Here is a 25,929-nt window from a genome sequence, read left to right on the forward strand (position 1 = left end):
GGGCCGGATTCCCGGCCACGAAAGGGAAAAGTACTGCCGGCCGGGTGTTTCCGGCCGGGTTTCGCCGGAACGGATGGTCCTGCGGTAACAGGGCGCGTTCTCAGCGCTACTGGTTGTAACGTCACTCGTCGGCAGTCAGCCCGGACGGCGAAGGGGAGAGATGACGTTTCCGAGAATCGGCGGCGGCGCGGTGGCGCTGCGGACGGCGCGGGCTTTCGCGGTCCTCGCCGGACGGTCGCTGCTGCTGGGACCGGCGACGGCAGCGGCGTGGCTGCGCGGCGAACGGTTCGACCGAGACGCCTGGCTGGCGGACACGGTGGCGGCGCTCGGCCCGGCGTTCGTGAAGGCTGCCCAGCTTTTGAGCACCCGGGCGGACATTCTGCCGCCTCGGACATGTCGCGCGCTTTCCCGGCTGCACGACCAGGTTCGCCCGGCTCCGCCGCGCACGCTGCCGCCCGCGCTGAGGTTCGGCGCGGGGGTGCCGCGGCTGGTCGGGGCGGGCAGCATCGCCTGCGTGTACCGGGTGGACCTCCCGGACGGCCAGGCGGTCGCGGCCAAGGTGCGCAGGCCGGGGATCGTCCGGTCCCTTTCGGCCGATCTCGCGATGCTGGAACGAGGCGCACGGGTGGCGGCCCGGCTGCCGGTGCTGCGCGGCGTGCCGGTCACCGCCGTCGCCGCGCAGCTCGCCGAGAGCATTCGCGCGCAACTGGACTTCGGAAGGGAAGCGGAGCGGCTCGAAGGCTTCCGGAAAGCGCTCAGCGTCGCGGACGGAGTGACCGTGCCCGGAGTGCGCCCCGGACTGTCCACTGAGGACATTCTGGTGATGGACTTCCTGGACGGCCTGGCGCGTCGCCGTCCGGAGGAACTCGGCGAGGCGGAGCGCCGGAACGCGGTCGTCACGGCGTTGCGCGCGGTGTACCGGATGCTCTTCCTGGACGGCGTGGTCCACTGCGATCTGCACCCCGGCAATCTCTACTTCCGCGAAGACGGCTCGATCGTCGTGCTGGACGCGGGTTTCACCGTCCAGCTGTCCGAACCCGCGCGGGAGAAGTTCGCGGCGTTCTTCTACTGCATGAGCCAGGGCGACGGCGAAGCCTGCGCCGACATCGTGCTGTCGACGGCGAAGGCTCCGCCCGGTTCCGACACCGCGAGGTTCCGCGCCGACCTTGCCGCGCTGGTGGCGGAACACACCGGACGCAGCGCGGCCGACTTCGACCTGGTTTCCTTCGCCGCCAGGCTGTTCGACCTCCAACGCGGGCACGGTCTCCACGCCGATCCGCAGTTCGTGTTCCCGATTCTGTCCCTGCTGGTCCTGGAGGGCACAGTGCGCGAGTTCCATCCCGACGTCGACTTCCAGCGCGAAGCCCGGCCCATGCTGGTCACCGCCTTGATGGAACGCGTCGTGGCCGTGCCCCAGGAAACGCGGTGATGCCCGGCGTCATGGCCCGGGCGCTGCGCCAGGACCTGCGGCAGGTCGATTTCGGGCTGCGCCGGTTCCGGCTTCGCCCCGGCCCTGCCCGCGGTGTCCTGGAGGCGTCCGGGCGAGCGTTCCTGACCGGGCTGAACGCCTCGGTCGAACCGGGCCGGGACGCGCTCGGGCAGCGGGTGTCCGCGCTCGAACCGGAGCTGCGCGGGTTCGCCTTCGAGGGCGCGGGAATGGGCTGCGCCCTGCTGGACCTGCTCCTCCCGGCCCGGCGCGGACGGGTCGCCGCCCTGCTGAACGGACCGGCCGCGGACTATCCGCACCTCGTGCACGTCGGCATCGGCTGGGCCTACGCCCGGCTGAGGCTGCGCCCGTCGCGGAGCGCGGGAACGGATCCGTTGCTGCGGTGGCTGGCCTGGGACGGATTCGGCTTCCACCAAGGGTTTTTCCACACCGACCGGGCAGTCGGCCGCCATCGCGTCGAACCCGGGGTCGGGTCCGGACCGCGGCGGATCCGCGACCAGGGGCTCGGCCGGGCGCTGTGGTTCTGCGAATGCGCCGACCCCGACGGCGTCGCGTTGCGGATCGCGGAATTCCCGGTCGAACGGCGGCCGGACCTGTGGAGCGGAATCGGCCTCGCCGCGACGTACGCGGGCGGCGCCGACGCCGGGGAACTCGCCCGCCTCGCCGACCTGTCCGGGCCGTTCCGCGCTCATCTGGCGCAGGGTTGCGCGTTCGCCTGCGCCGCCCGGCGGGTCAGCGGAATCGTGCCCGCGCACACGGACAAAGCGGCCGAGGTGCTGGCCGGGACCAGCACCGGCGTCGCCGCGGACTGGACCGACCGGGCGCTCGGACGCCTGCCCGCTCCGTCCACGCTCGCGCATTACCAGCGCTGGCGCGCGGAAATCCGGTATCTCTGGGAGAGGAAGAGCCGATGAGACCTTTTCTGCGCCGGCATCTGGCCCGTGTGGTCGCGCTGTTCGGCTGCGCGGCGGTCTTCGCGTTCACGGTCGTTCCGCAGTCGTCCTCGGCCGAGCGAGCCGAACTGGCACACCAGTTCTCGTTCGCCGCGGCACCGGTCAGCCCGGACAACGCACCCGGCGGACGGCACGTGCGCACCGTCGCCCCGGCCTACGAGCAGATCCGGTCGTGGATCTCCTCGGTGGGCGCGGCGACCGCCCTGTTCGCCGCGGACGGCGGCCCGGTCGCGCACGACGTCTGCCTGGTAGATCCCCGTACCGACACGGTCACCGTGGAACCCGCCCCCGGCACCGGCGCGCGCTACCAGCCGTTCACGCTGACCCCGACCGGGCTGGAGATGCCGTCCTTCGCGGCTCCGATGGGCTGCCTGCCCGCGGACGTCGACGAGACCGGCCGCCAGGACGTCATCGTCTATTACTGGGGCCGTTCTCCGGTCGTCTTCGAGCGTATGCCCGGGGCCACGCCGTCCGCGGCGGCGTTCCGGCCGCGCGAGCTGGTCAGCCCGTGGCGGGTCTGGAACACCAACTCGGCCACGATCGGCGATTTCGACGGTGACGGCCACCCCGATCTCGTGTTCGGCAACTATTTCCCGGACGGCGCGCGCGTGCTCGACCCGAGCGCGCACCAGCCGGAACTGATGATGAACGATTCGCTGTCCCACGCCGCCAACGGCGGCACGCTCCGGCTGTTCCGCTCCGCTGGTTCCGGACGGTTCGCCGAGGCGCCCGACGCTTTCCCGCCGGGCACCCGAACCGGGTGGGCGCTCGCGCTCGGCGCCCAGGACATCGGCGGCCGAGGGCTGCCGGATCTGTACGTCGCCAACGACTTCGGCCCTGACCATCTGCTGGTCAATGAATCGACTCCGGGCCGCGTCGCGTTCCGTGCGGCGACGGGAACCAGGCACGCGACGACGCCGAAGTCGAAGGTGCTGGGCAACGATTCGTTCAAGGGCATGGGCGTGGCCTTCGCCGACCTCGACGCGAAGGGCGTTCCGGACATCCTGGTCAGCAACATCACCGAGCCGTACGCGTTGCAGGAAAGCAACTTCGCCTACCAGTCCACTATGGATCGAGCCGGAACAGCCGCTCGATTGCGCGAGGGCGTGGCACCCTACGACGACCGCAGCGAGGACCTCGGATTGTCCCGCACCGGATGGTCGTGGGACGTCAAGGCCGCCGACTTCGCCAACTCCGGTTCCGACGAGGTCATGCACGCGACCGGGTTCGTCGCGGGCGAGGCGAACCGGTGGGCGCAGTTGCAGGAGACCGCGATGTCGAACGACCTCGTGCTCAGCCATCCCGCGCTGTGGCCGCGATTCACCGAGGGCGCCGAACTGTCCGGCCACGACCACAACTCGTTTTTCGCCCGCGGCTCGGACGGCCGCTACGTGAACGTCGCGGACCAGGTCGGCGTCGGAACCGACGCGGTCAGCCGCGCGTTCGCGGTCGGCGACGTGGACGGTGACGGGCGGCTCGACTTCGTCGTCGCCAATCAGTGGGCGCCGTCCGCTTTGTACCGCAACACCTCGCCAGCCGGTGCATTTCTCGGACTGCGCTTGCGAAAACCTGTCGGCGGCAACGCGTGCGGGACAGGCGGGCCGATCTCGCCTGCCATCGGGGCCGAGGCCGAGGTCGCCGCGCCAGGCGGAGGGAAGCGGCTGGAACAGGTGTACCCGGCCAATGGGCACAACGGCGTCAACGCCCCTGACCTGCACTTCGGCCTGGGCAGCCAGCCGCCTTCCGCGGTGCCGGTCCGCCTGGCGTGGCGGGACGGCTGCGGACACCGCCACGACGGTTCGGTGTCGCTCCCGCCCGGCTGGCACCAGCTGCGGCTCAACCCCGACGGCACCATCGAGGAGGACCGGTGACCAAATCGCCGAGCGAACGCCGTTCCGCTGCCCTGCGCCGGTTCGGCGCGTCGATCACCGTGCTGACCGTGCTCGGGCACACCGTGCTCGGCTTCGAACAGGCGTATCTCACCCCGGTGGTCGCCGTCTTCGCCGCGCTGACCGCGGAGATCGTGCTGGAGTCGGTGGAGGCCGCGACAGCCCGGCGCCGCCCGCGCTACCTCGGCAAACCCGGCGCGGTGGCCGACTTCCTGCTTCCCGCCTACATCACCGGCATGGCGTGCGCGATGCTGCTGTACGCCAACGACCGGTTCATGCCGACAGTGCTCGCCTCGGTGGTCGGTGTCGCTTCGAAATACGTCGTGCGTGTGCGGATCGGCGGCAAGAGCAGGCATGTGCTGAACCCGAGCAACGTCGGGATCGTCGTCGTCCTGCTGCTGTTCGGCTGGGTCGGCATCGCGCCGCCGTACGAGTTCACCGAATGGGTCACCGGCTGGTGGGGCGCGATCGTGCCCGCCGTGCTGCTGATCGCCGGGACCATGCTCAACGCCAAGCTCACCGGCAAGGTCCCGCTGATCCTCGGCTGGGTCGGCGGCTTTCTCGGCCAAGCCCTGGTGCGCGCGCTGTTCACCGACATTTCGCTGGTCAGCGCGGTACTGCCGATCACCGGGACGGCGTTCGTCCTGTTCACCAACTACATGATCACCGACCCGGGCACCACGCCGTCCTCGCGACGGAACCAGGTGTGCTTCGGGCTCGCCACCGCCGTGGTGTACGGCGTGCTCGTGCAATTCCACGTCGTGTTCGGCCTGTTCTTCGCGCTGACGATCACCTGCGCGCTGCGGGCCGTGGTGCTCGCGGTCGCCGCCCGGAAGAGTCCGCAGTGGACGGTCCTGGTCCCGGCGCAGCGCACCGCCGCCGAACCGATGCCGGCCCGGGAACCCGCATGACCCGCCGCGAACCCGGCGAGCCGATCGCGATCGTCGGGATGGCCTGCCGCTACCCGGACGCGGCCGACCCGGCGCAGCTGTGGGAAACCGTGCTCCACCAGCGCCGCGCGTTCCGGCGGTTGCCGCCCGGACGGCTGGATCTGGCGGATTACTGGAGCGCCGACGCGAGCGTCCCGGACCGGACGTACAGCACCCAGGCCGCGGTGCTGGCGGACTGGGAGTTCGACCGGGAGGCGTTCCGGATCCCCGGCTCGACCTTCCGCGCCGCCGACCCCGCGCACTGGCTGGCGCTGGAAACCGCGGACCGGGCGCTGGCCGACGCGGGTCATCCGGCGGGCGCCGGCCTGGACGCCGACCGGGTGGCCGTCGTCGTCGGCAACAGCCTGACCGGCGAAATGACCCGCGCCCGGACGCTGCGGCTGCGCTGGCCCTACGTTCGCGACGTCCTGCGCTCGACGCTGCCCGAGGCCGACCTCGCAGAGGTCGAAAAGCGGTACCTGGCGGCATTTCCCGAGGTCGGGGACGAGACGCTGGCCGGAAGCCTCGCCAACACCATCGCGGGCCGCATCTGCAACCACTTCGGTTTCCACGGCGGCGGGTACACCGTGGACGGTGCGTGCGCCTCGTCGATGCTCGCGGTGATCACCGCCTGCCGGGCGTTGCGAGACGGCGGCGCCGATTTCGCGCTGGCCGGGGGAGTGGACCTGTCGCTCGACCCGTTCGAGCTGGTCGGCTTCGCCAAGACCGGTGCGCTGGCTGCCGAGGAGATGCGGATTTACGACGAGCGTTCGGCGGGTTTCTGGCCGGGCGAGGGCTGCGGAATGCTCGCGCTCGCCCGCGCCGAAGACGCCCGCGCGGCGGGATTGCCGGTGTACGCGGAAATCCTCGGCTGGGGCGTCTCCTCGGACGGCCGCGGCGGTATCACCCGGCCCGAGGCGGACGGACAACTGCTCGCGCTGCGCCGTGCGGGCGAGATGGCCGGGATCGAGCACGCCGAGATCGGACTCTACGAGGGACACGGCACCGGAACGGCGGTCGGCGACCTCGTCGAGCTGACGGCGCTGAACCGGGTCCGGTCCGGGCCCTCGTCGGCCGCCGCGCTCGGCTCGGTCAAAGCGAACATCGGGCACACCAAGGCCGCCGCTGGAGCCGCTGGGGTGCTCAAGGCCGCGCTGAGCGTGTCTTCGGGGCTGCTGCCGCCGACCACCGGCTGCGCGACCCCGCATCCGGCACTCGGCGAGACCCTGCGGGTGCTGTCGGCGGCGGAGCCCTGGCCGGAAGGCCGCCGGTTCGCCGGGGTGAGCGCGATGGGGTTCGGCGGCATCAACACCCACGTCGTGCTGGGCACCCCGACGCGGACCCGGCCGGTGCGGTCTCCGGTGGCCGATCGGTCGACTCCGGAATTCGACGTCCTCGCCGTCAGCGGGCCGGACCCGGCGCGCGTCGCTGCCGAACTGACCCGGATCGCCGAAGCGGCACCGCGGCTGTCGCGAGCCGAACTGCACGACCTCGCCTGCCAGTACGGCCGCCAGGACGCCGCCGGGCCAGTCCGGGCCGCACTGGTCGCCCGCACCCCGGCTGAGCTGGGCTCGCTCGCCGCCCGCGCGGCAGCCGAGGTGCCGACGCTGACCCACGGCCGACTGTCGAGGTCTCCGGGCTGCTGGCTGGGCAACGCCGTGCCAGGCCGGGTCGCGCTGCTGTTCCCCGGACAGGGCGCGAGCGGCGCGGAACCGGCCGACACCACGCTCGCTCAGCCCACGATCTACCGGGCGTGCGCCTCGGCGCTTGCGCGGCTCGACGAACTGGGCGTGACCGCGAGCGCCGCGATCGGACACAGTCTCGGCGAACTGGCCGCGCTCACGTGGGCGGGCTGTCTGTCCACCGAGGACGGTGAACGGCTGGCCGTCGAACGCGGCCGGATCATGGGCACGTACGGCAGGCCCGGCACCGGAATGCTGGCTGTCGCGGCGAGTGCGGCCGAGGCGCAGGCGCTCTGCACCGGGACCGATGTCGTGCTGGCCGCCGACAACTCCGCTCTGTCGCAGGTGCTTTCCGGTTCCGTGGAAGAACTCCGGATGGTGGCGGACACGGCCGAGCAGCACGGTTTCCGCGTCTCCTGGCTGCCCGTGTCCCACGGCTTCCACAGCCCCGCCATGGTTGCCTGTATCAAGCCGTGGCGTGCTTTCCTCAAGGGAATGGCTCTCGCTCCGGTGCGGCGCACGATGGTGTCCACTGTGCACGGCCGACCGCTCACCGAGGAGGACGATCTCGTCGAACTGCTCGTCCGGCAGTTGTGCGCGCCGGTGCAGTTCCGGGCCGCCGTACAGGCCGTCGACGCGGACTTGTTCGTCGAAGCGGGCCCCGGCCGTGCGTTGAGTGCGCTGGCCGGGCGGGCGGCGGTCAGCCTGGACATCGGCGAAGCCGGCGACCGCGCGTCCGCTGATTCCGCCGCCGCGCTGTTCGCCGCCGGAGCCGTCGCGGACCTCGTCCGCTGGTTCGCCGGACGAGCCGCCCGTCCCATCGAGCTCGACCGCGAACCGGAGTTCCTGACGAACCCGTGTTCGGCGGCGCCCTCGGAGATCCCCGCCCCGCGAGAGGCGCTCGACGCCGCGCCGGCTCGCGACGCCGCCGCGACGATCACCGGCCTGCTCGCCGAGGCCACCGAACTCGATGCGGCGCTCATCGGCTCCGACGCCCGCCTGCTCGCCGACCTCAACCTGAGTTCGCTGCGGGCTACCCAACTCGTCGTCGAGGCGGCGTCGGCGCTCGGCCGGAAGCTGCCGTCGGTGTCGATGGCGTTCGCGGACAGTTCGGTCGGCGAGGTGATCGCGGAGATCGAACGGCTCCCGGAGACCGCCGAACCCGATGCGGAGACGCCGGGCGTGCGGCCCTGGACCGGCTGTTTCGCCGAGGTCCTGGCGCCGGCCCGGCCGGAATCGTGGCGTCCGACGGAAACCGTGTGCCTCGCCGACCCCGAAGACGTCGAGGCACTGCTCGACGCCGGGCGGAAAGCCCTGCACCGCCAGGCGCTCGTCGTCGTGACGCACGACTGCGCGATCAGCGGCTTCTTCCGTTCGCTGCACCAGGAACACCCCGGGGTCGGCATCACCCTCGCCCAGGTCCCGGCCGGCACTGCGGATTTCTCCGCACTCCACGCCGAACCCGGCCGTTTCCGCGAACTGGTCCTCGGCGAGGACGGCGCCTGGTACGAACCGCGCGAACAGCTTGTTGCCGCGAAGCCGGACGACATACTCCTCGGTGACCAAGACGTGCTCCTGGTCAGCGGAGGCGGCAAAGGCATCGGCTACGAGTGCGCGCACGCCCTGGCCGGCGAGACCGGACTCGCCCTCGCCGTCCTCGGCCGCTCCCACCCGGAGACCGACGATCTCCTCCGGGCAAATCTGGACCGGCTCAGGGCGGACGGGATCCGCGTCGCCTACGAGGCGGCCGACGTCGGCGACCTGGACGCCGTCGCGCTCGCCGTGGAAAAGCTCACCGCCGAAACCGGCCCGGTGACCGCGCTGCTGCACGCGAGCGGCATCAACGAACCCGCCCGATTCTCCGACCTGACGCCGGATCGGATCCGCGCGCACCTGCGCCCGAAGGTCACCGGGCTCCGCGCGTTGCTCGCCGCCGTCCCGCCCGGATCGCTGCGGCTGCTGGTCACGTTCGGCTCGGTGATCGGGTCGGCCGGGATGGCGGGGGAGTGCCACTACGCGCTGGCCAACGGCCTCCTGCGCGCCGAAGCCCGGCGGCTCGCGCGGGAGCTGCCGTCCTGCCGGGTGCTCGACATCGCCTGGTCCGCGTGGTCCGGCGCGGGCATGGCCGAACGCATGGGCGCGGCGCAGGTCCTCGCCCGCTCCGGTGCCGCACCGATCCCGGTCGAGGAAGGAACCGGCCTGTTCCTGCGGTTGCTGCGCACGCCGTCGACCCCCGCCGACGTGTCCGTGCACGGACGGCTCGGCGCCGCGTTCCCGGCTGGAACGGGCCGCTTCCTGGAACGGATCCGCGCAGGCCACCCCGGCGTCGAACTCGTCGCCGACGCGACGCTTTCCCTGCGCACCGAGCCGTGGCTGGACGGTCACCGGGTCGACGGAGCGGTTCTGTTGCCCGCCGTCGTCGGGCTGGAAGCCATGGCGCAAGCCGCTTCCACAGTCGCTGGCCGGGCTCTGACGACGGCGTCCGATGTCCGGTTCGACCGGCCGGTCGTCATTCCCGACACCGGAGAGCACGTCGTCCGAGTCTGCGCGCTGCGGGACGGCGACGTGATCACCACCGTGCTGCGCTGTGCCGAATCCGCCTTCCAAACGGACCACTTCACCGCCACTTTCCCGTTGTCTTGCAACGAGAACACTGCACCTTCACCGGCGGTTGCCGACCACGGCCGAATTGAGCCGGCCGAACTGTACGACCGGCTGTTGTTCCACAACGGACCGTTCCGCCGGGTCACCGCGGCAGCCGTCCCGGACCCGTGGTCCTGCCGGGCCGCGATCACCCCGAACGACGAGCCCTGGTTCGCCTCGGTTCTCGGCGACCCGGCCGCCCACGACGCCACCGTGCACGTCCTTCAATCCTGCGTCCCGACGCGGCGGTTGCTGCCCGTCGCCTGCGACCGCGTCGACTTCGACCCCCGCGCGACCGGCCCGCGGGAACTCCGCGGCACCGAACAACACGCCGCCGACGGCCGCTACACCTGGGATGTCGTCGCCACCGACGCGAACGGCCGCACCGCCGTTCACTGGACCGGCCTGCGCCTGGCCGACACCGGCGCACTGCCCGACGACCGGCCCTGGCCGTCTTCCTTGCTATCGGTGGCGATCACCCGGACAGCGGTGGCCCTCGGGCTAGATCCGTCCCTGCGCGTATCGATCGGCGAACCATTCACCGTGGACGCCGGCAGTTCCTGTCCGGCAGCCTGTGCCTGGGAATTCGTGGAACCTCGTGAATCACCAGACGCCCGGCTGCTCCGCGTCCTCTCGGGCCCGTGCGACGAGCCGCCCGAGCGCCTGGCCGCACGGGCCTCAACTGTGACGCGGTGCCTGACCCAGGTGAGCGCGAGTCCTTCGGAAGCAAGGTTTTCCGGTGCCTACGAAGGCGGCTGGCTCGTCCTTGCCGCCGGGGACGCGCGGATCGCCTCGGCCGTGTTCACTGTGGACGGTTACCGCCTGCCGATCGCGATCGCCCTGCTGACGGTCGGCGGCGTCGCATGACTCCCGCCTACCGGTACCGCCACCCGGTCACGCTGGAGGAGACCAATCTCGTCGGCAACGTCTACTTCGCGCATTACATTCGCTGGCAAGGACATTGCCGGGAGAGCTTCCTCGCCGAGCACGCCCCGGACGTCCTCGCGTCGCTCGCCGACGGCTTCGCCGTGGTCACCACCGGCTGCGGCTGCGAGTACTTCGGCGAACTGACCGCAGGGGACGTCGTCGAACTGCGGATGACCCTGAGCGAACTCGAGGGCAACCGGGTGGCGATGGCGTTCGACTACTACCGGACCGAGGTCGCGGTGCCCCAGCTGGTGGCCCGGGGCCATCAGTCGGTCGCCTGCATGACCCGCGGGCCCGCCGGGCTCGAACCGGTCCCGGTCCCCGGACAGCTGCGGACAGCCCTGACGCCGTACTTGAAAATCCAGTAGTATGCTGGGCTGGTGACGACCACCGCCCGAGGAGAACGGCAGTACCGCCAGTACTGCGGGCTCGCCGCCGCCCTCGACACCGTCGGCGAACGCTGGACGCTGCTCATCGTGCGCGAACTGCTGCTCGGCCCGCGGCGCTACACCGAGCTGCTCGCGGACCTGCCCGGCATCGGCACCAACCTCCTGGCGGACCGGCTGAAAAAGCTGGGCGCCGCCGGAATCGTCGAGCGCTCCGCAACGGGCACCGGACACGCCTACCGGCTCGGCCCGCTGGGCGAACAGCTGCGGGAACCCGTGCTGGCGTTGTCGAAATGGGGCATCGGGCTGCTGGGCGAACCGAGCGCGGACATGGTCACGCGCCCGCACTGGGCCCTGCTGGCGGTCCAGTCCATGGCGGACGCGAGCCGGCTGCCGGCGGTCGCGGAAACCTACGAATTCCAGGTCGACGACGAGACCTTCCACCTGACCGTCGACCGCGGCGCGCTCACGACGGCGCGCGGCCCCGCCGACGCCCCGGCGCTGAGCATCCGCACCGACGCGACAACCTTCGTCCGGATCGGCGCGGGGGCGCTGGGCCCGTTCGAAGCGCTGGCGACCGGGAAGCTGACGTTCTCCGGCGACCCGGACGCAGTGGTGCGCTGCTCGACCGTGCTGGGGTTGATGGCGCGGCCCGAGCAGATGGTTCGTGAGCGGCTGCGCCGGTTCTAACCGGGGTGAACACTCACGAGACCCACGCCGCCGGAAACGCGCACCAGCACCGGCAGCCATCCCACTCCCGACCCCCTGACCTCGCAAAGCGACCCAGCCCGCCCGGCAAGGACGAACCGGGCCGCTCAGCACGCCCGAGACCTCAGAGCCCGCCCACCTTCACCGGGAACTTCTGGATCGTCGCGATCGTGGTGTCCGGGTCGTCCGGCAGCACCAGGTCGATCGGGTTCTGCAGCTGGTAAAGATCCCCTCGCGGCGGGAACTGGGTCAGCTTCCCGACCAGCAGCCCCGGGTCCTTCGTGGTCAGCACCAGCGGCTCGTACGCCTTCCGGGACCGGATGCCCGCCCGGCGCAGCATGTCGTCGGGCTGGTCGATCGTCATGGTGAAGCTGAGCACCATGACCTGCTCGAAGCGCGGCGGGAACCGCTGGGTCAGCTTGAGCAGGCTCTTGGCGTCCACGTCGACGTCGTTCTGCTCGATCGTGATCGTGCCGCCGCCCTGCTCCGCGCTGTCGCCGCCGGGCAGTTCGGCCGACACCCGGTGCCCGACCACCCGCAGCCGCACCGAGTTGACCGGGTCGTCGGGGTTCACGTCGACCCGAACCTTGATCCCGCCGCGGAAATCGACGCTCACCAGGGAGGTTCGGATCTGCAGCGGCGTGTTGATCGCCAGGCAGCTGCACGGGATCTCCGCCCCGATCGGCGGGAGGCCGGTCTGCTGCGGGAAGGCCTGGGCCTGCTGCCCGCCCAGCAAGCCGCCGGCCGCGACCCCGCCCACTCCCAGCGCGGCCGCGGCGGCGGCGCCCTTCAGGAAGTCCCGCCGGTCCTTGCCGGACCCTTGCCCGGGCTGGTCGGGTTTCTCGTCGTTCGGAGCAGGCATCCTCTACCTCCGCGGGTGCGTTTCGAAGACTCTGGCTCGCTTGAATTTAAGGTAGTGCCCGCGTTGGCGAACAGGGCCCGGAGCAAGATCGACCCGGTCGTGTCCGTCCTCGGCGACCCATGGCGACCGGACCCGGGGGAGTGCGCCAGCCGGACAGGCGACACCGGTCATCAGGTCGGGTGTCGCTCGCCGGAACCGGCCGCCGAGAGCGCACGACACGATGCGTCGCGCGGGATTCCGGAACGGCCCGCCGCAGCCGAATCGAGTAGCGGCAACCCGTGCGTGGCGGCGAAGGCGGCCGCTTCGCCCGGCGTCGCCATTCGCGTCGGATCTTCGGGGCTGACCAGCGCGGCGAACGCGGCCGCAGCGGGCAGTCCGGCTCGCAGGCACAGTTCTACGCTCGCTTCGGGGACCCCGAAGACTCCGTCCGGACGGGTGGCGTAAGGCAGCACGTGTCCTGGCCGGTTGAGGTCTTCCGGCCGGGTGTCGCGGTGGGCGAGGCGCCGGATCGTCTCCGCCCGGTCCGTGGCTGAAATCCCGGTGGCGACGCCATTCGCGGCGTCGACCGCGACACACCAGCCACGCTGGTCGTCGTGGCGGAAACTCGGTCGCATGGGCGGCAGTTCGAGCGCGTCGCACCGATCGCCGGGCAATGCGACGCCGACCAGACCGGAGGAATGCCGGATGACGAACGCCAGCGCCGCGGTGGACGCCTCCGCGGCGGGCAGGACGAGGGCCGCGTCCTCGAGGGCGGTGAGCACGACCGGCTGGCCGCGCGCGAGGGCATCGAGCAGAGCGTCGATCGGGCGTACGTCGAGCGAAGTCGCTTGAACCGGCAGCGTCATGCGACCGTCCGGATCTCCGCCGTCGCGAACCGGGCCACCTGCTCGGCGACGGTCGCGAGCTGGGCGGCGAGTTTCCGGTCGGCGACACGGCCGTCGGCGGCGAACGGCTGGGCAGTCGAGTCGACCACGACGCCGAGCGGGGTCGGCCAGCCGCGCAGTGCGTGCACGGTCGAGCGCAGCGACGTCAACGTCGTCACCCCGGCTTGCGGACCGTACGCGCTGACGATGCAGCCGACGGCGCGTCCGTGCAGGTAAGGACGGTCGTCGTCGGCGAGGTCCTGGAGGTAGTCCAAGGCGTTCTTGAGCAGGCCGGACAGTCCGCCGTGGTAGCCGGGCGTCGAGATCAGCACGCCGTCGGCGCGGCGGACGGCGTCGAGAAACGCGGTCGCGGAAGGGGAGCGATGCGCGAGATCCGGTTCGTACATGGCGAAATCGAGGTCTCGCGCGGTGAACAGTTCGGTGCGAGCCCCGTGCGCCCGCACGGCGCCGAGGACCGCGCGGAGGGCTCGTTCGGAGGAGGAGTCGGGGCGGACGGTGCCGCCGATGCCCACGATCATGGGTTCCTGGACGGTATGCATGGCGAACCGGCTTCCTGCGGTGGGTTATCGCGATCGGGCGGAATCGGGGAAGTCGAAGCGGGCGACTTCCGCGAGCTGGTCGCCCAGGGTGGCGACCATCGACTTGAACCCGCTCGCGCCCGCTTCGGCGGTGGCCAGGGTCGGGTCGCCGAGGTAGCCCTCGGCGCCGAAATCGTTGGCCAGCCAGCCGAAAGCGACGCTGCCGCCGAATCGGGCGTGGACGTTGCCGGCCATCCGCGCGGGGATCCGCCGTTCCGCGGCGGAGAGGTCGACCAGGTCGGGACGCAGGTGCAGCATCAGGGACGTTTCCGCGGCGCCGCCGTGGATGCCGAGCCCGTCCTCGCTCGCTGCCCAGGCGGGATCGTGCTCCTCGGCGAGGAAAACGTTGATGCCGAAGGTCAGGAGGCCGTAGGCCAAGCGCAGATCGCGCAGCGCGGTCTGGATCTCGGACACGTTCCCGCCGTGGCCGTTCACGAGGACGATCCGGCGGATGCCGGCGGCGGCGACCGAACGTCCGATGTCGTCGAGCACCGCGGCGAAAGTCGCGGTGGACAGGGAAAGGGTTCCTGCCGCCCACGTGTGTTCGACAGAGCGGCCGTAGCTGATCGTCGGCAGCAGCCAGAGGTCTTCGCCTTGGGCGGCAACGACTTCTTTCGACACTGCTTCGGCGACGAGTGCGTCGGTGGCCAGCGGGAGGTGCGGGCCATGCTGCTCGATCGCGCCGACGGGCAGCACCGCGATCGAGGACGGTCCGCACGCTGCCTCGACCTGCGAGGCCCGCAGCTCGGCGAAGAACCGTGAAGCCATAAGGAATTCTCCTTCCAGCGCGCTCAGGCGCCGAGATAGGCGACGGCCCGGATTTCCACCCGCATCTCCGGGGTGGCCAGCGGGGGGTAGATCAGCAACGACGCGTACGAACGCTCGGACAGCAGTTTCGGCGCGTGCTCGGCCAGCCAGCCGTCGCGCACCCGCATGTACTCCGCGCGGTCGGCGGGATCGGCGAGGAACTGGTCGAACTGCACGATGTCCTCGAAGTCCGCGCCCGCGTCGGCGAGCAGCCGGTGCACGCGGTCGAGCGTGACCAGGGTTTGCGCGGCGACCCCGTGGGCGGGCCGGCCGTGCTCGTCGGTGACGCCGTCGATTCCGCTGAGGAAGACGAAGCCGCCCGCCGCGGCTCCTCTGCCCCATGGCTGGACCGTGGTGCCGTACTTCAAGGGGCCAAGCGCTTGTTTTGTCACTCGTCGGCCTTTCGATAGCGTCGGATGAGGTAGTAGGCCAGGGCGGCGACCGCGCCCGCGACCCACGGGGTGAGGTCGCCGAACTGCGGGAAGCGCGCCGCGAACGCGCCGGTGTAGAGGCTTTGGTTCATGAACGGCACGGAGACCGCGATGGCGATCACGAACGCCGCCAGGCCAGGGCGGAACCGCCGGGCGCGGTCGAAATACCGCCGCGGGTCGATCTCCTGGCGGCCGAATACCACGGCGTCCACGACGACGATCCCGAGCCAGGGGCCGATCCAATACCCCATCAGGAACAGGAAATTCTGGAAGGTGCCGAAGACGGATCCGGCGTTGTGCCCGGCGACGAAACCCACTGCGGTCCCGAGTACGCCGATGATGATCGCGGAGATCCAGCGGCGAACCTTCGCACCCGCCATCAGCAGGCCGAGCGACGCGGTGTAGATGTCCAGGACGCTGCCGGAGATCGAAGCCGCGAGCAGTGCCACCAGGATGACGGCGGCGAGGCCGGCCGGGATCAGCTTCGCCACCAGGTCGGTCGGACTGTCCACAGTGATCACGGTGCCGATCGCCGCTCCGACGACCGCCATCCACAGCCCGGCCAGCGACGCGCCGGAGAACGCCGCGAGCAGCACCCGCCGCCGGGACGTGTCGCGCGGCAGGTAGCGCGTGTAGTCCGAACCGCCGATCGACCAGCCGAACGTCCTGGTCGAAGCGAGGGCGACGGTGGTCAGCATGCCTCCGGCGACTCCGCCCGCGCCCCGGTGCAGGACGTCGCCCGGCGCGGCGAGATCGCCTTTCGCCAGGCCGTACCAGGTGAGGATCACGAACAGCACGGACGCGACGATCGCGAGGAAGCGTTCGGCCTGGTGCACCAGATCGTGCCCGACGATCGCGATGACGATCTGCACCGCCGCCACCGCGACGAGCGAAACCAGGAACGGCAGCCCGAACAGTTCGCGGACGATGTAGGCGCCGAGCACGGTGTTCACCGCGAAGTAGCCGAGGCCGGTCAGGCACAGGAGCAGCACCGGCAGGAAATTGCCGTAGTAGCCGAACGGAATCCGCGACTGGATCATCTGCGGCACCCCGGCGCGGGGTCCCATCGAGGCGGCGAAGCCCAGCAGGACGCTGCCGATCAGGATGCCGACGGCCAGCGAGAGGACGGCCTCGCCGAAGCCGAGGCCGAGGAACGCGGTGGGAATGGCGCCGACCGCGAGCGCGGAGTACTGCAGATTTCCCGCGAACCACAGGGAAAAGGCGGAGCGCGGCGAACCGTGGCGCTGGTCGTCGGGAATCCTTTCGATGCCGTGGTGCTCGACGGACACGGCGGGTGGGCGGACTGCGTGGGCGTCTTTGACCATCTGTCCTCCAGCGGAGAGCCCCCTGCGACGGAAGTGTTGATATAGGTAACACGGCTGGCACAGCCTGCGCTGCGCCTTCCCAAGATGTCAAGAGGCCGCTGGGGTCTTGACACTCCGCAGGTCGCACCGCACAGTGTTGATATTACTTACATTTTGCCGACGACCCGGCGAGCCCGGGCGGGATGGAGGCGCTGTGCGGCACGGAGTGTTTTTCTTCGGCTCGGTCGAGATGCCGGACGTGCTGGCCGGGAACCCGGTGCCCGCCGCGCGGCGCCGCGCCACTCGCGAGCAGGTGTGGCACGCGCACGAGCGGCTGGTCGGGATGGGCGAGCTGGCCGAGGAGCTGGGGTACGACAGCTATTGGCTGGCAGAGCACCATTTCCAGCACGAGGGCTACGAGGTCGTGCCCAACGCGATGATGCTCGAAGCGCATCTGGCCGCGCGGACGTCGCGGATCCGGCTGGGTTCGATGTTCAGCATCGTCCCGCAGTGGAATCCGCTGCGGCTGGCCGAGGACTTCAGCAGCCTGTTGAACCTCTCCGGCGGACGAGCCGTGCTCGGCGTCGGCCGGGGAACGGTTTCTCGCGAACTGCGCAGCCTCACCGCGCATCAGGCGGACATCGGCGTGATGACGTCCAGCGAGGAACGCAAGGTCATCGACGCGCACAACCGCGAGGTGTTCGCCGAGTACATGGACATCGTGCGCACGGCGTTGAGCCAGGAAACCTTCTCGTACAACGGGAAGTTCTTCGAACTGCCGCCGCCGGACAACCGCGACCCCGAGCACGAGGCGGACACGCTGACGCTGGTGCCGGGTCCGTTGCATCCCGTGGAGATCTGGCAAGCGGTCACCAGTCCGCCCACTTTGGACTACGCGGCCGAGGTCGGCCACGGCTGTGTCTGGTGGAACCAGTACCACGGATACATCCGCGAGCAGTGGGAGCGGTACGCCGAACTGTACGAACGGCGCCACGGCACGCGGCTGGCCCCGGGGCAGAACCGCATTCTGGTGCTGCCGGTGCACATCGCAGACACTCACGAGGAGGCTTGGCGCACCGGGCGGATCGGGCACGACGAGTTCTGGAACCTGCTCGCGCCGTTCGGCTGGAGCAGCGGCTACCGCGGCGACGACGGGAAGCGGGCCCCGGCCGGGCTGGTGCCGACGCTGGAGCAGTCCACGCAGCAGAAGTGCTGGGCGGTGGGCACGCCGGAGGAGGTCGCGGAGATCGTGCAGCATCACAAGGACACGCTCGGCCTCGAACAGCTCGTGGTGTTCCCGCATTTCCCCGGGCACACCTACGACATGGCCGCCGAGCAGATGCGGCGCTTCAGCGAACAGGTCGTTCCGCTGCTGCGCTGAGCCTTTTTCCGGACCGCGCGGCTCGCCAGGGCCGCGCGGTCATTCCCCTGCGTTGATCAGCAGGACCCGGACCGGTTCGTCGCCCAGCCTGCGCCAGCGATGCGGCCGCGACCCCGGATAGGTCGCCACGTCGGCCTCGCCCAGTTGCTCGCGGCGCCCGTCGGCGAAATCCAGCTCGATCCGCCCGGTGACGACGTAGAGCATCTCCTGCCCGACGTGCTCGAAATACTCGCCGAACTCGGCCGGTCCGCCGGTGTATTCGATGGGCTGCACCGGAAAACCCGCCCTGGACAGCGCCCGCGCCGTGGACCCGGTCGGGATCTCGGCTCCGGGCATCACCATTCCCTCGTCGGCGCGCAGCAATCCGACGCCTTGTTCCGCAGGTCCCGCGAGAAGCGCGGACACGGTGGTGTCCAGCGCGACCGCGATGCGCTGCAACGTGCTGACGCTCGCGGCGGCCAGGCCGCGTTCGAACTGGCTGAGAAAAGCGTGCGACAGGCGGGAAACCTCGCCGACTTGCTTCAGGGTCAGCCCTCGGCCGCGCCGCAATTCGCGCACCCGCGCCCCGAGCATCCGCGCCGGATCCGGCGCGTCTCCGGCATCGGGGGCGGGAGGGGTTCGCATGGGGCCGACTATACCGGAGCCGGGGTGTTCCGAAGTGGACGCCGGATCCGAATGCGGCGATGTGCAAGGGAAATTCTTGCCGGGGACCTTGGCGGCGCGCCGCCGTGGGGAACCGCGAACTCACCAGCAGGCACCGGTGTGCATGCGTCCGCCTCGGCAGACGCGTTCGAAGGCCTTGATCGAGCTGCAGAAGCCGTCGAGAACGTCGGTATTGACGGCGTCCTCGACGGTCGCGCCGTCCTGGAGCGCGGTCCAGACGCCCGGTGCGAGCTGTACGGCCCGGGCGGTGCCCTGCATCTGGAACCAATTGCGCACCTGGCTCGGCAATGACGAGACCTGCACGACCTTGGGGTAGCCGGCCGGAAGCGGTGCGGATGGCGAGGATGTCGCCGGTGCTTCCGCGGTGGTGGAGACAGCGGTCGTGTCCGACGGCGGCGGGCTGGCGGACGACGGAGCGCTCGAAGCCGCGGCTGACGAGGACGGCGTGCCTGGCGGGCTCGCAGCTTGAGTGCCGGGGCCTGCGCACGCAGCACAGGCGAATGCGCAGAGCGCGCTGAGGAGTACGCGCTTGCTCGGTCGTTTTCGCTGCGTCATCGCGGTTCAACCTCCCTGGCTGTGCCAACGCGGATCTCGTTCGCTGAGCGCCTGACCAGTCCGGCTGGTGCTCTTCGGGTCGGCGCCGGCCGGACGGCTGTTGCTCGACTGGACCGGCTTGTCGTCGAAAAGCGATGCCAGAGGCGAGGGTGGCGAGCCAGTTGACACACTTAGTACACTAAGTTGCATGACCGGTCGACCCAGTCGTGCGCCGCTGTATCGCACGATTCAGAGCGAGATCCAGCGCGACATCCTGAGCGGCAGGCTGAAGCCGGGGGACTGGCTCCCGTCGGAGAGCCAGCTCCGGGCGCAGTACGGGGTGTCCCAGACGTCCGTCCGGCGCGCCTTTCAGGAGTTGCAGCGGCTCGGGCTGGTGGAGCGGTTCCACGGCCGGGGCAGCATCGTCGCGTCGAACGAGATCCGGGCGATGAGTCCGATGCTCGGGCTGGGGCGCGAGCTCCGGCAGCGCGGCTTCGCGATCCGGCCCGAGTTGCTCGGCAATGCCGAGGAACCCGCCGGGAAGGCAGTCGCCAAGGCGCTCGACCTCGAACCCGGCGACACCGTGAGCCACATCGAGCGGCGGTACTGGATCGGCGACGATCCGTTCGTCTTCCTCGACCACTATCTGGCGCCCCAGCCGGGAATCGACTTCGCCGAGTTCACCGGGGATTCGCTGTACGCGTTCCTCTCCGGCCGCGACGCGCAGCCCACGCACGCCCGCGAACGGGTCAGCGCCGTCAATCTCTCCGCGGCGGAGGCTGAGCGGCTCCAGGTCGAGCCCGGGGTCGCGGCGATGCTGCGCGAGCGCACGTCCTTCGGAGCCGATCAGCGTCCGGTGGAGTTCACCCGGTACATCCTGCGCGGCGATCGCTACCACCTCGACATCGACCTCAGAAGCGAGCGATGAGCGCCGGGCCGCGGCTCGTCGTCGTGGGGGACGCGAGCATCGACTACTTCGTCCAGGTTCCGCACATCGCGGGCAACGACAACAAGGCCATCGGCTCCCTGTCCGGCGTGTACGGCGGCGGAATGAGCGCCAATCTCGCCGCCGCGGCGGCGCAGCACGGCATCGCGGTCGACCTGATCACGAAGACCGGCGCGGGGCCGGACACCGACGCCGCGCTGGCCGAGCTCAGCAGGCTCGGCGTGTCGATCGAGCATTCCCTCCGCGACCTCGAGCATCCGACCTGGATGTGCTTCGTCCAGCTCGACGCGAGCGGCGAGAAGGCGCTGACCGGCGCGGACACCGGGATCAAGATTCCGGCGATCGACGAGATCGACGCGTCGGTCCTGGCGGGCGCGGACATCGTGGCGCCGCTGGCCGACGACCTCGGGTGGGCGGCCGCCGTCGGCGAACTCGCCCGGGAACGCGGAGCGCGGGTCGCCGTCGATCTCGAACCGGACGCGTTCGAGCCGGGCCAGCCTGAGTTCGCGCGGCTGCTCGGGCTCAGCGACATCGTCTTCGTCAACGCCGCCTCGGCGGCCAAACTCGCGGCCACCTCGCGCGGTGCGGCCCGGCGGCTGATCCAGCTCGGCGCGGAACTCGTTGTCATCAGCGAAGGCGCGCACGGAGCGTCCACTGTGGACAAGGACGGCATCGTGCATCGCGCGCGGTTGAACGGCGAGGTGACCGCCATCGACACGACCGGTGCCGGGGACGCGCTGGCCGGGGCGTTCCTGGGCGCGTTGCTGGCCGGAGCCGAAGCAGCCGAAAGCCTTCGCCGGGCAGTAGCCCAGGCGACCCGTTGCGTCACCGCTGTCGGCGGACGCACCTATCTGTCCGGCTCGCAGCGCGGCGACTGGCCAGACGACCTGATCACGATCACGACTGAGAGGTAACCGACTTGAATTCTGTGCTGCGTTCCAAGATCCACGGCAGTCTCGCCGCGGCCTGCCTGGCCGACGCGCTCGGCGCGCCGACCGAGGAACTGAGCCGGGACCAGATCCGGGCCGCGTTCGGCGGCTACGTCACCGAATTCCACGCCCCGCTCCCCGGCGCGCCCTACGCCAAGGGGCGCGCTGCCGCGCAGATCACCGACGACTCCAGCCAGATGATCCTGCTGACCCGGCTGCTCGCCCGCACCGGAGCCGCGCTGAGCCCGGACGACATGGCGCGGCTGCTGATCGAGTGGTCCAAGAACGAGAACTACTTCCCGCACTTCGCCGGGCCGACCACCCGCGAGGCGATCGCCCGGCTGGAACGCGGCGAGGACCCGCGCGAGGTCGGCCGCACCGGGACGATCATGACCCAGGGCACCAGCAACGGGGCCGCGATGCGGGTCGGGCCGGTCGGCCTGTTCCATCACGGCGACCCGGACGCGGCGGTCCGTACCGCGTTCACCACGTGCGTGCCCAGCCACAACACGCCGCCCGGAGTCGCGGGCGCCGCGGCCGTCGCCGCTGCTGTCGCGCGGGCTTGCACTCCCGGAGCGGAGATCGTCGACATCGTCCGCGCGGCCGTCGACGGCGCGCGAGCCGGTGCCGAACTCGGCCGGACCGAGGGTCGCGACGTGCCGGGCGCGTCGGTCGAACGGCGGATCGAGCGGGCGGTCGCGCTGGCCATCACGGCTCGCGACGACGAGCACGCGATCGACCTGATCGCCGGGGAGATCGGCGTCGGCCTGCCTGCCGCGGAAGCGGTACCGGCGGCGCTCGGGTTTTTCGTCGCCGCAGGCGGGGATCCGGTGCGCGTCGCGCGGCTGGCCGCCAACGCGGGCGGGGACAGCGACACCATCGGCTGCATGGCGGCCGCGATCGCCGGCGCGCACCGGGGGATCGAGGCGATCGACGCGGACGCCGTCGCCGAGGTGGAACGCGCGAACGACCTCGACCTCGCCGCGCTCGCCGACGAACTCCTGGCCGCCGCGCAGCACTGACCCTCTCTCCCCGCCCCGATCCGAAGGGACGCTCGACGATGAGCGCACGAAGCGAAGAATTCGCCACGGTGACCTGGAAGGAACGCCTCTCCTTCGGAGGCGGTGATCTGGCCACGAACATCGCCTGGGGTGCGCTGGCCACCTACGTGGTCTTCTTCTATACCAACGTGATCGGGGCGGCGGCGTCGGCGGTCGGCACGATCGTGCTCATCGCGCGGCTGTTCGACGGCGTCGTCGACGTCGGGATGGGCGCGATCGTCGACCGGACCTCGACCCGCTGGGGCAAGGCACGGCCCTGGGTGCTGTGGGCCGCCGCGCCGTTCGCCGTCGCGCTGATCCTGGTGTTCACCGTGCCGGGCATGGAACCGGCGCCGACGCTGGTGTACATCGCGATCACCTACGCGCTGATGAACATCGCTCTCAGCGCGGCGGTGATCCCGTACGGAACGCTGAACACCCGGATGACGCGCGACTTCACCGAACGCTCCCGGCTCAACGTCACCCGGATGTTCGGCGCCACCCTCGGCTCGCTGGTCGTCACCGTCCTCACCCTGCCGCTGGTGAGCGCGCTCGGCGACGACCAGCGCGCGTGGATCATCACGTTCTGCCTGTTCGGTGCGGTCGCGGCGGTGCTGTTCTTCATCACCTTCCGCAATACGCGGGAACGCATCGTGGACACCGCCCCGCCGAAGGACCAGCCGGGGATCGTCGAATCGCTGAAGCTCGCCGGGCGCAACCGTTATTGGCTGCTGCTGTTCGCGATCTTCATCGTGTTCAGCGTCGCGGAATCGCTCTACACCGGAGCGACGGCCTACTTCGCCCAGTACTTCCTTGGCGACGCCGGATTCGCCGCGCTGATGTCGTTCATGCTCTACATTCCGGCGCTGCTCGGAATGCTGTTCATGCAGCCGGTGTACCAGCGTTTCGGCAAAGTCGCCCCGATGATCGCCGGCGCCGCGATCTTCGTGGCGGGGTCGGTGATCATCGCCGTCGACCCGACGGACATGACGCTGGCGGTCACCGGTTCGATTCTCCGCGGCATCGGGCGGATCCCGATCTTCGGCGCGATCTGGGGCATGCTCCCCGACACCATCGAGTACGGCGAGTGGAAAAACGGCCGCCGGCTGGAAGGTGTGCTGTACAGCGCGGGAAGCATGGGCCAGAAACTCGGCTACGGCCTCGGTGCGGCGGTGCTGGGCTGGGTCATGGGCGCGGCGGGCTACAACGGCTTGAACCGCACCCAGCCGGATTCGGCGCTGTCGGCGATCAACGCGTTGTTCGTTTATGTGCCGATGGCGTTGTTCGTGCTGTTGATCGTCCTGTTCTGGGCGTACCGCCTGGAACGGATCTACCCGACAGTGGAGAAAGACCTGGCCGAACGGCGTGCGTCGGCTGGAGTCGCGTCGTAAGCGGTCTCGAGGTGGGGTTGTCCCTACCGTGCTCGGGCAGCCAGCGGTATCGAGGTTGACCGGGTTGTTCGCCACGCTGATGTAACGGAAGTTCCGTTGCGTGGAGGGGGATTCGGTGACCGATTCTGGTGTGCGGCGGGGAAGATCGAGTCGGCCGCTGGCTGCTCTGACGGCGGCGGTCGTCGCGGTCGGCGGTGTGGCCGGGTGCGCTGCCGGCGCGGCTGGTCCTCCGGCCGCCGGACCGCATCTGGTTGCAGTGAATGGCCGCAAGATGGCGTTTTCCGTCGCTCCTGGGCGATTGCCCGCCATTGTGCTCGACGCGGGCGGCGGGATGGATTCTTCGGAATGGCGCAAGGTCGTCCCGGACCTCGCGGCCAGGACCGGATCCGAGGTGATCGCCTACGACCGGGCGGGGGAAGGCAAGAGCGACGAGGCGTCCGGCCCGTGGCGAGCGGACAATGCCGCCGCTGATCTCGCGGCCGGACTGACGCAGCTGGGGGTGACTGGAAACGTAATCCTGGTGTCGCATTCGCTGGCAGGCGAAATCGCCTTTTCTTTTGCCCGGAGCCATCCGAAATGGGTTACGGGTGCGGTGTTCGTGGACGCTAATCTGCCGCAGTTCTTCACGCCGAGCGAGACCGCCAAGCTGGTGGCGTTGAACGAGAAACAAGTCGAAGCGCTCAAGAAAGCGCCGTCCACCCGGCAGACCCGTCAGCTGCTCGCCCAAGCCGACGGTTACGGGCCGGTGCACGCGGCGTACCACAAGCTGACCTGGCCGTCCGGCATTCCGGCGGCCGTGATCGTGTCCGCCGCGACGCCGTTTCCGGCTCCCGAGGACGCGCAGTTGTGGCGGCAGGCGCAGCAAGACTTCGCGCACGCCGCGCCGAACCGGACCCTCGGCACCGCCGAGCACAGTTCTCACGACGTCCCGATCGACCGGCCGGACGCGGTCGTCGCGGCGGTCGCGAATCTGCTGAAACAGTGACCGGCGGAAAGCGAACGCGGGACCCCGGCGTCGGGCCGGGGTCCCGCGTTCTTCAGCAGAAAGTCAGTCTTTCTTCAGCGCGTTCTTGACTTTGCCCGCCGCGTCGCCGAGAGCGTCCTTCACGTTTTCGGCGGCTTCCTTGATCCCGGCCTTCGCCTGGTCGGCTTTGCCTTCGTTCTCCAGCTTCTCGTCGCCGGTCAGCGAACCGGCGGCTTCCTTGGCCTTGCCGCCGAAGTCGTCTGCCTTGGCGCCGATCTTGTCGCCCATCGACATGGGTCTCCTCCTTCATTGCCGAACAACGAACGCGGGAATGCGTCATCGTGAACGACAACGCGGATCCCGAATCGTCACTCACTCGATGATGTGATCGTCATCACTCGTTCGGGGAGTGAGTTTTGCGTGGCCGCCGGGTCGAACCGATGAACTGAACAACGGGAACCGACTGGAGGAGAATCGATGGCTTCGACGACTGACGCGGCGGCCAAGTCCCAGGACGTGGAGAAGGTCAACGCCGGTCCGCTGACCAGTTCGCAGGGGAGCACGACCGTCGCGGACGTGGTGGTGCAGAAGATCGCCGGGCTGGCGACGCGGGAGATCCCGGGCGTGTACGACCTGGGCGGCGGCGCGGCGCGGGCGTTTTCGGCGCTGCGCGAGCGGATCCCGGGCGCTACGGCCTCGGCCGGGCAGGGCGTTTCGGTCGAGGTGGGGGAGAAGCAGGCCGCGGTGGACCTGCAGATCGTGGTCGAGTACGGCGTCTCGATCGCGGAGGTCGCGCGCTCGATCCGGCGGAACGTGATCAGCGCGGTGGAGGGGATGACCGGACTGGAGGTCGTCGAGGTCAACATCAACGTGGGCGACCTGCACCTGCCGTCCGACGACGAGGAGGACGCCTCCGGCGACAGCGGCCGGGTGCAGTGAGCGCGGTCGCGGGGCCGGGCCGGATCCTCGCCGCGGTGCGGACGCCGGTGACGGCGGACGTGCGCGGCGGGCGGTCCGGCCGGGCCGCGGCGTTCGGAACGGTCGAGGGCGATGGCGCCCGCTCAGGCGCAGCGGCCGCCGTCGCGAGCCGGACCGTCGCGGTGGTGCGGAAGCGGCCGGATGTGCCCGAGGCGATCGGGTCCTGCGACGGCGGACGGGCCCGGTGACCCCCCTGGACGAAGCCCGCCGGATCGTCGCCGCGGTGCGCGGGCTGCCCGAGGTGGCGGACGTGCACAGCGGCGAGTTCGGCCGGGTCGCGACGCTCGGGGCGGGCGGCCGGGTGGGCGGTGTGCGGGTGACCGAGGAGGACGTCACGGTCGGCGTGACGGTCCGGGCCCCGTTCTCGGCAGCGGACGTGGCCGCCGCGGTACGGGCGGCCGTCGCGTCGGGGCGGCCGGTGCACGTGGTCATCGCCGACGTCGAAGTGCCGGCTTCGGGGGAAACCGAGCCGGGAAACCGGAAGGAGACGGTGTCGTGAACGCAACGGGATTGGGGCTGATCACCGGCCTCGCGCTGGGCCTCGCCGCCGCGATCGGCGGGTTCGGGGCGTTCCTGCTGGTCCTCGTGCTGGGCGCGGTGGGACTGCTCGTCGGCCGCCTGCTCGACGGCAAGCTCGATCTGTCGCAGCTCACCGGCCGCGACCGGGGGTGAG

At 70.5% G+C, this 25,929-nt stretch carries 26 protein-coding genes; 17 read left to right on the forward strand and 9 right to left on the reverse strand.

Annotated elements, in window-relative coordinates:
- Positions 1 to 160: 160 nt before the first annotated feature.
- From H4281_RS34605 to H4281_RS34635, 7 genes are read left to right on the forward strand one after another with little or no spacing between them, the layout of a single operon-like run.
- Positions 161 to 1,429: an ABC1 kinase family protein gene (locus H4281_RS34605; RefSeq protein WP_182895073.1), complete on the forward strand. Its 1,269-nt coding sequence runs from the start codon at positions 161 to 163 to the stop codon at positions 1,427 to 1,429.
- The gene (locus H4281_RS34610; protein ID WP_182895074.1) at positions 1,429 to 2,361 is read left to right on the forward strand and encodes a DUF1702 family protein; all 933 of its coding nucleotides are present in this window, start codon (positions 1,429 to 1,431) and stop codon (positions 2,359 to 2,361) included. The genes H4281_RS34605 and H4281_RS34610 overlap by 1 nt, the downstream gene beginning before the upstream one ends.
- Positions 2,358 to 4,271, forward strand: a complete 1,914-nt coding sequence (locus tag H4281_RS34615) for a CRTAC1 family protein (protein ID WP_182895075.1) — start codon at positions 2,358 to 2,360, stop codon at positions 4,269 to 4,271. Before H4281_RS34610 ends, H4281_RS34615 begins: the two co-directional genes overlap by 4 nt.
- The gene (locus tag H4281_RS34620) at positions 4,268 to 5,200 is read left to right on the forward strand and encodes an RnfABCDGE type electron transport complex subunit D (RefSeq protein WP_182895076.1); all 933 of its coding nucleotides are present in this window, start codon (positions 4,268 to 4,270) and stop codon (positions 5,198 to 5,200) included. Before H4281_RS34615 ends, H4281_RS34620 begins: the two co-directional genes overlap by 4 nt.
- Positions 5,197 to 10,410, forward strand: a complete 5,214-nt coding sequence (locus H4281_RS34625) for a type I polyketide synthase (protein WP_182895077.1) — start codon at positions 5,197 to 5,199, stop codon at positions 10,408 to 10,410. Before H4281_RS34620 ends, H4281_RS34625 begins: the two co-directional genes overlap by 4 nt.
- The gene (locus H4281_RS34630) at positions 10,407 to 10,838 is read left to right on the forward strand and encodes an acyl-CoA thioesterase (protein ID WP_182895078.1); all 432 of its coding nucleotides are present in this window, start codon (positions 10,407 to 10,409) and stop codon (positions 10,836 to 10,838) included. Before H4281_RS34625 ends, H4281_RS34630 begins: the two co-directional genes overlap by 4 nt.
- Positions 10,839 to 10,850: 12 nt before the next feature.
- Positions 10,851 to 11,546 carry a winged helix-turn-helix transcriptional regulator gene (locus H4281_RS34635; RefSeq protein WP_182895079.1) on the forward strand — a complete coding sequence of 232 codons (696 nt, stop codon included), beginning with the start codon at positions 10,851 to 10,853 and terminating at the stop codon, positions 11,544 to 11,546.
- 142 nt (positions 11,547 to 11,688) lie between these two features.
- On the opposite strand, the gene H4281_RS34640 is transcribed toward H4281_RS34635, so the two are convergent.
- From H4281_RS34640 to H4281_RS34665, 6 genes are all read right to left on the reverse strand, one after another.
- Positions 11,689 to 12,426, reverse strand: coding sequence for a twin-arginine translocation signal domain-containing protein (locus H4281_RS34640; protein ID WP_182895080.1), 738 nt, complete (start codon positions 12,424 to 12,426; stop codon positions 11,689 to 11,691).
- 170 nt (positions 12,427 to 12,596) lie between these two features.
- Positions 12,597 to 13,271 (reverse strand): 3,4-dihydroxy-2-butanone-4-phosphate synthase, encoded by a 675-nt coding sequence (locus tag H4281_RS34645; protein ID WP_182895081.1) that lies wholly within the window; start codon positions 13,269 to 13,271, stop codon positions 12,597 to 12,599.
- Positions 13,268 to 13,828 carry an NADPH-dependent FMN reductase gene (locus H4281_RS34650; RefSeq protein WP_220508274.1) on the reverse strand — a complete coding sequence of 187 codons (561 nt, stop codon included), beginning with the start codon at positions 13,826 to 13,828 and terminating at the stop codon, positions 13,268 to 13,270. Before H4281_RS34650 ends, H4281_RS34645 begins: the two co-directional genes overlap by 4 nt.
- Before the next feature lie 45 nt (positions 13,829 to 13,873).
- Positions 13,874 to 14,656 carry a creatininase family protein gene (locus tag H4281_RS34655; RefSeq protein WP_182895083.1) on the reverse strand — a complete coding sequence of 261 codons (783 nt, stop codon included), beginning with the start codon at positions 14,654 to 14,656 and terminating at the stop codon, positions 13,874 to 13,876.
- A gap of 23 nt (positions 14,657 to 14,679) precedes the next feature.
- Positions 14,680 to 15,087, reverse strand: coding sequence for a RidA family protein (locus H4281_RS34660; protein WP_182895084.1), 408 nt, complete (start codon positions 15,085 to 15,087; stop codon positions 14,680 to 14,682).
- Positions 15,084 to 16,451, reverse strand: coding sequence for a purine-cytosine permease family protein (locus H4281_RS34665; protein ID WP_182895085.1), 1,368 nt, complete (start codon positions 16,449 to 16,451; stop codon positions 15,084 to 15,086). The genes H4281_RS34660 and H4281_RS34665 overlap by 4 nt, the downstream gene beginning before the upstream one ends.
- Before the next feature lie 193 nt (positions 16,452 to 16,644).
- Between H4281_RS34665 and H4281_RS34670 the strand changes: the two genes are divergently transcribed.
- Complete coding sequence (locus H4281_RS34670; RefSeq protein WP_182895086.1) at positions 16,645 to 17,811, forward strand: LLM class flavin-dependent oxidoreductase; 1,167 nt, start codon at positions 16,645 to 16,647, stop codon at positions 17,809 to 17,811.
- 39 nt (positions 17,812 to 17,850) lie between these two features.
- Here H4281_RS34670 and H4281_RS34675 read toward each other — a convergent pair whose 3' ends face one another.
- Both H4281_RS34675 and H4281_RS34680 read right to left on the reverse strand, forming a co-directional pair.
- Entirely contained in the window at positions 17,851 to 18,435 is a 585-nt protein-coding gene (locus tag H4281_RS34675) for a helix-turn-helix domain-containing protein (protein WP_182895087.1), read from the reverse strand.
- 120 nt (positions 18,436 to 18,555) lie between these two features.
- Positions 18,556 to 18,777, reverse strand: coding sequence for a hypothetical protein (locus H4281_RS34680; RefSeq protein ID WP_182895088.1), 222 nt, complete (start codon positions 18,775 to 18,777; stop codon positions 18,556 to 18,558).
- A gap of 439 nt (positions 18,778 to 19,216) precedes the next feature.
- On the opposite strand from H4281_RS34680, the gene H4281_RS34685 reads away from it, so the two are divergent.
- The 5 genes from H4281_RS34685 (at position 19,217) to H4281_RS34705 (ending at position 24,299) form a co-directional block, all read left to right on the forward strand.
- On the forward strand, positions 19,217 to 19,936 hold the full coding sequence (locus tag H4281_RS34685) for a GntR family transcriptional regulator (protein ID WP_182895089.1): 720 nt from the start codon (positions 19,217 to 19,219) through the stop codon (positions 19,934 to 19,936).
- Positions 19,933 to 20,868: a carbohydrate kinase family protein gene (locus tag H4281_RS34690; protein ID WP_182895090.1), complete on the forward strand. Its 936-nt coding sequence runs from the start codon at positions 19,933 to 19,935 to the stop codon at positions 20,866 to 20,868. Before H4281_RS34685 ends, H4281_RS34690 begins: the two co-directional genes overlap by 4 nt.
- Before the next feature lie 14 nt (positions 20,869 to 20,882).
- Positions 20,883 to 21,905, forward strand: a complete 1,023-nt coding sequence (locus H4281_RS34695) for an ADP-ribosylglycohydrolase family protein (RefSeq protein WP_312872240.1) — start codon at positions 20,883 to 20,885, stop codon at positions 21,903 to 21,905.
- 38 nt (positions 21,906 to 21,943) lie between these two features.
- Positions 21,944 to 23,314 (forward strand): MFS transporter, encoded by a 1,371-nt coding sequence (locus tag H4281_RS34700; RefSeq protein WP_182895092.1) that lies wholly within the window; start codon positions 21,944 to 21,946, stop codon positions 23,312 to 23,314.
- A 271-nt stretch (positions 23,315 to 23,585) separates the two neighbouring features.
- A complete protein-coding gene (locus H4281_RS34705) occupies positions 23,586 to 24,299 on the forward strand; it encodes an alpha/beta fold hydrolase (RefSeq protein WP_220508275.1) in 714 nt (237 codons plus the stop codon).
- 63 nt (positions 24,300 to 24,362) lie between these two features.
- Here H4281_RS34705 and H4281_RS34710 read toward each other — a convergent pair whose 3' ends face one another.
- Positions 24,363 to 24,572, reverse strand: coding sequence for a CsbD family protein (locus H4281_RS34710; protein WP_037812879.1), 210 nt, complete (start codon positions 24,570 to 24,572; stop codon positions 24,363 to 24,365).
- A gap of 183 nt (positions 24,573 to 24,755) precedes the next feature.
- Between H4281_RS34710 and H4281_RS34715 the strand changes: the two genes are divergently transcribed.
- Genes H4281_RS34715 through H4281_RS34730 form a run of 4 tightly spaced genes read left to right on the forward strand, consistent with a single transcriptional unit; the run spans position 24,756 to position 25,928 of the window.
- Positions 24,756 to 25,217: an Asp23/Gls24 family envelope stress response protein gene (locus tag H4281_RS34715; RefSeq protein WP_182895094.1), complete on the forward strand. Its 462-nt coding sequence runs from the start codon at positions 24,756 to 24,758 to the stop codon at positions 25,215 to 25,217.
- Positions 25,214 to 25,444 carry a hypothetical protein gene (locus H4281_RS34720; protein ID WP_182895095.1) on the forward strand — a complete coding sequence of 77 codons (231 nt, stop codon included), beginning with the start codon at positions 25,214 to 25,216 and terminating at the stop codon, positions 25,442 to 25,444. The genes H4281_RS34715 and H4281_RS34720 overlap by 4 nt, the downstream gene beginning before the upstream one ends.
- A complete protein-coding gene (locus H4281_RS34725) occupies positions 25,441 to 25,755 on the forward strand; it encodes a hypothetical protein (protein ID WP_182895096.1) in 315 nt (104 codons plus the stop codon). The genes H4281_RS34720 and H4281_RS34725 overlap by 4 nt, the downstream gene beginning before the upstream one ends.
- Positions 25,752 to 25,928: a hypothetical protein gene (locus H4281_RS34730; protein ID WP_037370607.1), complete on the forward strand. Its 177-nt coding sequence runs from the start codon at positions 25,752 to 25,754 to the stop codon at positions 25,926 to 25,928. Before H4281_RS34725 ends, H4281_RS34730 begins: the two co-directional genes overlap by 4 nt.
- The last annotated feature ends 1 nt before the right edge of the window (position 25,929 follow it).

Origin of the sequence: Amycolatopsis dendrobii (assembly GCF_014145675.1) — a bacterium.
In the GTDB taxonomy this organism is placed as follows: Bacteria; Actinomycetota; Actinomycetes; order Mycobacteriales; family Pseudonocardiaceae; genus Amycolatopsis; species Amycolatopsis dendrobii.

Excerpts from the sequence above, each read along its gene's own strand:
- H4281_RS34650 (WP_220508274.1), bottom strand. The coding sequence starts at position 13,828 with ATGATCGTGGGCATCGGCGGCACCGTCCGCCCCGACTCCTCCTCCGAA.
- H4281_RS34690 (WP_182895090.1), top strand. The coding sequence starts at position 19,933 with ATGAGCGCCGGGCCGCGGCTCGTCGTCGTGGGGGACGCGAGCATCGAC.
- H4281_RS34610 (WP_182895074.1), top strand. The coding sequence starts at position 1,429 with ATGCCCGGCGTCATGGCCCGGGCGCTGCGCCAGGACCTGCGGCAGGTC.
- H4281_RS34665 (WP_182895085.1), bottom strand. The coding sequence starts at position 16,451 with ATGGTCAAAGACGCCCACGCAGTCCGCCCACCCGCCGTGTCCGTCGAG.
- H4281_RS34655 (WP_182895083.1), bottom strand. The coding sequence starts at position 14,656 with ATGGCTTCACGGTTCTTCGCCGAGCTGCGGGCCTCGCAGGTCGAGGCA.
- H4281_RS34605 (WP_182895073.1), top strand. The coding sequence starts at position 161 with ATGACGTTTCCGAGAATCGGCGGCGGCGCGGTGGCGCTGCGGACGGCG.
- H4281_RS34685 (WP_182895089.1), top strand. The coding sequence starts at position 19,217 with ATGACCGGTCGACCCAGTCGTGCGCCGCTGTATCGCACGATTCAGAGC.
- H4281_RS34625 (WP_182895077.1), top strand. The coding sequence starts at position 5,197 with ATGACCCGCCGCGAACCCGGCGAGCCGATCGCGATCGTCGGGATGGCC.
- H4281_RS34645 (WP_182895081.1), bottom strand. The coding sequence starts at position 13,271 with ATGACGCTGCCGGTTCAAGCGACTTCGCTCGACGTACGCCCGATCGAC.
- H4281_RS34715 (WP_182895094.1), top strand. The coding sequence starts at position 24,756 with ATGGCTTCGACGACTGACGCGGCGGCCAAGTCCCAGGACGTGGAGAAG.
- H4281_RS34705 (WP_220508275.1), top strand. The coding sequence starts at position 23,586 with ATGGCGTTTTCCGTCGCTCCTGGGCGATTGCCCGCCATTGTGCTCGAC.
- H4281_RS34700 (WP_182895092.1), top strand. The coding sequence starts at position 21,944 with ATGAGCGCACGAAGCGAAGAATTCGCCACGGTGACCTGGAAGGAACGC.
- H4281_RS34640 (WP_182895080.1), bottom strand. The coding sequence starts at position 12,426 with ATGCCTGCTCCGAACGACGAGAAACCCGACCAGCCCGGGCAAGGGTCC.
- H4281_RS34630 (WP_182895078.1), top strand. The coding sequence starts at position 10,407 with ATGACTCCCGCCTACCGGTACCGCCACCCGGTCACGCTGGAGGAGACC.
- H4281_RS34675 (WP_182895087.1), bottom strand. The coding sequence starts at position 18,435 with ATGCGAACCCCTCCCGCCCCCGATGCCGGAGACGCGCCGGATCCGGCG.
- H4281_RS34615 (WP_182895075.1), top strand. The coding sequence starts at position 2,358 with ATGAGACCTTTTCTGCGCCGGCATCTGGCCCGTGTGGTCGCGCTGTTC.
- H4281_RS34710 (WP_037812879.1), bottom strand. The coding sequence starts at position 24,572 with ATGTCGATGGGCGACAAGATCGGCGCCAAGGCAGACGACTTCGGCGGC.